The sequence below is a fragment of the Dissulfurispira sp. genome, assembly GCF_036745535.1.
Taxonomy (GTDB): domain Bacteria; phylum Nitrospirota; class Thermodesulfovibrionia; order Thermodesulfovibrionales; family Dissulfurispiraceae; genus Dissulfurispira.
Window position 1 is genome coordinate 1 of the sequence record NZ_DAIOFX010000114.1, and the last position, 4,111, is coordinate 4,111.

Genomic DNA, 4,111 nt, shown 5'->3' on the forward strand with positions numbered 1-4,111 from the left:
CTGGTATAAGACAGGTAAAGAGATACACGAAATCCTAAATATGTACCCTCATCTCACCCCGTCCCAGATACATGATGCCCTTTCTTACTATTATGACCATCAAAAGGAAATAGAGGAAGAAATTGCCCTATTGGAGGATGAAGACCGATGGAAAAACCAATATCCGCCGGGCAAAGGAGTTGTACATTCCTAATAGACGATGCGAAAGATTAAAGCATATACCGACGAAGATTTAGATATAGCGGTCAGCAAGGTATTAAAACTGAGAGGATTTGAGGCATCGACTACAATAGAGCACGGAAAAAGTGGGAGTTCAGACGAGGAGCAGTTAGTATATGCAGCTTCAATTGGATCAGTCCTGCTAACACATAATGTCCAAGATTTTCCGAGAATACATTATGAATTCATGAAACACGGCAAACACCATAGCGGAATTTTGTTGCTAAAAAATTGCCTGTCGGAGAGATTGTCAGGAGCTTTCTGCATCTTGCATCTACCTTATCAGCAGAAGATATGCAGGATAGGCTTGAGTATTTGAGTAACTGGTGAAGGATGAGATTCTAATGCCAGCCACCTTTTACATCATCGATGTCTTTGCCGAAGAGAAGCACACCGGCAACCAGCTTGCCGTTGTGATAACCAAAAACAGGCTGTCCGATGCAGAGATGCAGCGGATTGCGAGGGAGTTCAACTTTTCAGAGACAACCTTTATCTTATCAGGGAAGGCAGTAAACAACGGATATAATGTCCGCATATTCACGCTGCAACATGAGGTTCCGTTTGCAGGTCATCCTACGCTCGGCACGTCCCATGTGATACAAAGAGAGATAATAAAAAAACCTGTTTAGCAAAGGCTATATTTATCTTCTGTCCTGAAACTTATAAAAAAGAAAATCACCTGAACGCCCGCATGTTTGCGCCTTACTACGGTATTGAAGAAGACCCTGCCACAGGAAGCGCAAACGGATGTCTTGCAGGATACCTTGTAAGACATAATTATTTTGGTAAAGACCATATCGATCTCAGAGTTTAACAGGGATATGAAATAGGCAGGCCGTCATTGCTGTTTCTAAAAGCAAAGAGGGATGGCGATAAGATCGAAATATATGTAGGCGGAAATGTTGTGGAGGTTGCAAAAGGAGTTTTGTTATAATCCTCCCATGCGCTTTATTGCAGACCTTCACATCCACTCAAAATATTCAAGGGCAACGAGCAAGGACATGTCTCCCGAAAGCATCTGAAGATGGGCTCAACTTAAAGGTATTTCGGTAATAGGAACGGGAGACTTTACTCATCCCAAATGGTTCAAGAAGCTTAATGAAAAACTCCATCCGTCAGGCAACGGGCTCTTTAAATTAAAAAAAGGTTTATGACAGATGACATTCCCGACTCATGCCGGGCAGATGTTTCTTTCATGCTTACCGCGGAGATAAGCTGCATCTACAGCAAAAACGGAAGGACAAGAAAGATACATTCAATTTTGTTCGTGCCTGATTTCGCAAGCGCTGCAAAGATAAACATAGCACTTGCGAAGATAGGGAATCTCAATGCTGATGGAAGGCCAATACTTGGGCTTGATGCAAAAGAGCTTTTGAAGATTGTTTTGAATGAAGCGCCGGATGCCATGCTCGTCCCTGCTCACGCATGGACTCCCCATTTTTCAATATTCGGCGCGGAGTCCGGCTTTGATTCCTTTGAAGAATGTTTCGAAGAACTTACGCCTTATATCTACGCAATCGAGACGGGACTTTCGTCAGACCCCTTAATGAACTGGCGGCTCTCTGCCCTCGATAAAATAACCCTGCTCTCCAATTCGGACGCTCATTCGCCAGCCAAGACAGGACGCGAGGCGAACATCTTTGATACCGATATATCATATCGGTCAATGATAGACGCTATAAAAACGAAAAAGGGATTTGTAGGAACAATAGAATTTTTCCCTGAAGAGGGCAAATATCATTATGACGGACACAGGACATGCGGCATAAGCATGACGCCAAAAGAGACCCTAAAACATAATTACCTCTGCCCGGTTTGCGGCAAGAGGGTTACCGTAGGCGTAATGCACAGAAAGGGGATGCGGCCAAGAGAAAAGGCAATCTATAAAAAGCTTGACGCTATTGTGATTGACGAGGTATCGATGATGCGCGCCGATCTCATGGACTGCATCGCCGAATTCCTCCACATTCACGGCAAAAGCAAGACACGGCCTTTCGGAGGCATCCAGATGATATTCATAGGAGACCTCTACCAGTTGCCGCCTGTTGTGACATCCCGGGATAAGACGATATTCGGAAGCCTTTATAAGAGCCCGTATTTCTTTGACTCGATGGTCTTCGGCAGCGGCTTTGATATGCAGTTTATCGAGCTTGAAAAGGTCTATCGCCAGCGTGACGACAGATTTCTGAATATCCTTAATGCCATCAGGAACAATACTGCAACTGATGAAGACCTTGCAATGATCAACGCACGATACATGCCGGATTTTCACGATGACAAAGGCTTCTATATCTATCTCACCACAACTAACGACCTTGCCGCCTCGATTAACACAAAAAGGCTCGCCGATCTCAAAAACAAGAAATACACCTATCAGGGCATGATCGAGGGAGATTTTAATATTAAGGATCTGCCCACAGGTCTTGATATCACTATTAAGGCAGGAGCGCAGGTAATGCTCCTTAATAACGACTCTATGGGGCGGTGGATAAACGGAAGCATAGGCAGGGTCATTGGCATTGAAAAGACAAAGGGTGAGCCTGATGCAATCCAAGTGGAGCTTCAGGATGGAGAGACTGTTGATGTCAGGCCTTATACATGGGGAATGTATGAGTTTCATTACGACAAAAAGGCGCGAACAGTCATATCGGATGTTGTAGGCACATTCACGCAGTATCCCATCAAGCTCGCGTGGGCGGTTACGATCCACAAAGGGCAGGGCATGACCTTTGATAAGCTGATTATAGACATAGGCAGGGGCACATTTTCGCATGGTCAGTTATATGTGGCACTTTCAAGATGCACGAGCCTCGATGGCATTGTCCTCAAAAAGCCTATAGCGAAGAGGCATATTTTTATGGACTGGCGTGTCGTGGATTTTGTTACCAAATATCAGTATAAACAGGCGCAGAAGAGCCTGCCTGTGGATGAAAAACTTTCAATCATAGAAAAGGCCATAAAGGATAAAAGGCCGCTTGAAATTGTTTACCTCAAGACAAAGGACGAGAAATCAAGACGCACTATCATTCCGCACTTTGTAGGAGAACTGGAGTACAATGGAAGAAAATTTACAGGTGTTCAGGCTTACTGCACCGCAAGGAAAGACGACAGGGTTTTTCATATAGAACGGATACTCGAGATAAAGGCGGTTGAGTAGAAAACAGCAGGCTGGCCTGTTTTAAGGGCAGCACTTTTTTGTGGTATCATAAGCTATCTATGGCCTATTTGCTTTTGAAGATAATGATCAATGCCCTTTCCATAGGAATAGCCGTAAAGGTTATTAACGGCATAACCTTTACCGGAGAGTGGTGGAAGATAATCATCGTCGGCACCATCTTCGGACTCGTTAACGCCTTCATAAAACCCATTGCCAAGCTATTCACCTTTCCTTTCATCACCCTGACCCTCGGCCTCTTTACTCTCGTTATCAACGCCCTGATGCTCAACCTCACTGCTTACCTTTCAGGCTCTCTGAATCTCGGATTTCATATAAGCGGCTTCTGGCCTGCCTTTAAAGGCGCCCTGCTTGTGAGCATTGTCAGCACAATCCTTAACTTTCTTGCCGGCTTGAGCATACCTTCCCGTGAAGAACGATAGGCAGGCATTTGGAGTCTGATTTTCATCTCACTCAAAAATCACATACTGTTTTGCCTTTTCGAGCCTCCTGCCTTTAATGCCTAAATCTTCAAGGCGGGTGATTCTTTTTTCGCGCCTCATTTTCAGGATCATTCCAACAGTCTTTGGCCCAATTCCCGGAATCCTAAGCAATGCCTCTCTATCAGATGTATTGATCCTGACAGGATAAAATTCAGGATGGCTTTCGGCCCACATCTCTTTCGGGTCTTTATCCAGTCTCAAATTGCCTGATTCGTCGAGAAGGCACTTGGTATAG

The 4,111-nt window shown here is 44.7% G+C and carries 5 protein-coding genes and 1 pseudogene; 5 read left to right on the plus strand and 1 reads right to left on the minus strand.

The features are described 5' to 3' along the window. The 5 genes and pseudogenes from V7L97_RS11615 to V7L97_RS11635 form a co-directional block, all read left to right on the plus strand. Window positions 1-193 (plus strand): DUF433 domain-containing protein (locus V7L97_RS11615; protein WP_333656153.1); only part of this gene is annotated, 193 nt, incomplete at its 5' end. 6 nt (window positions 194-199) lie between these two features. Then, window positions 200-538 (plus strand): DUF5615 family PIN-like protein, encoded by a 339-nt coding sequence (locus V7L97_RS13140; protein ID WP_442891831.1) that lies wholly within the window; start codon window positions 200-202, stop codon window positions 536-538. 25 nt (window positions 539-563) lie between these two features. Beyond that, a pseudogene (locus V7L97_RS13145) lies at window positions 564-1,153 on the plus strand (PhzF family phenazine biosynthesis protein). Between the two features lie 216 nt (window positions 1,154-1,369). After that, window positions 1,370-3,376: a WYL domain-containing protein gene (locus tag V7L97_RS11630; RefSeq protein WP_333656157.1), complete on the plus strand. Its 2,007-nt coding sequence runs from the start codon at window positions 1,370-1,372 to the stop codon at window positions 3,374-3,376. A 59-nt stretch (window positions 3,377-3,435) separates the two neighbouring features. Then, window positions 3,436-3,816: a phage holin family protein gene (locus V7L97_RS11635; RefSeq protein WP_333656158.1), complete on the plus strand. Its 381-nt coding sequence runs from the start codon at window positions 3,436-3,438 to the stop codon at window positions 3,814-3,816. A gap of 27 nt (window positions 3,817-3,843) precedes the next feature. Here V7L97_RS11635 and V7L97_RS11640 read toward each other — a convergent pair. Next, window positions 3,844-4,111, minus strand: a 268-nt coding sequence (locus tag V7L97_RS11640; RefSeq protein WP_442891832.1) for a ComEA family DNA-binding protein, incomplete at its 5' end; no start/stop codon positions are given.

What these genes read in the sequence shown, in the direction of transcription:
- V7L97_RS13140 (WP_442891831.1), top strand. Translation starts at nt 200, where the DNA reads ATGCGAAAGATTAAAGCATATACCGACGAAGATTTAGATATAGCGGTC.
- V7L97_RS11630 (WP_333656157.1), top strand. Translation starts at nt 1,370, where the DNA reads ATGACAGATGACATTCCCGACTCATGCCGGGCAGATGTTTCTTTCATG.
- V7L97_RS11635 (WP_333656158.1), top strand. Translation starts at nt 3,436, where the DNA reads ATGGCCTATTTGCTTTTGAAGATAATGATCAATGCCCTTTCCATAGGA.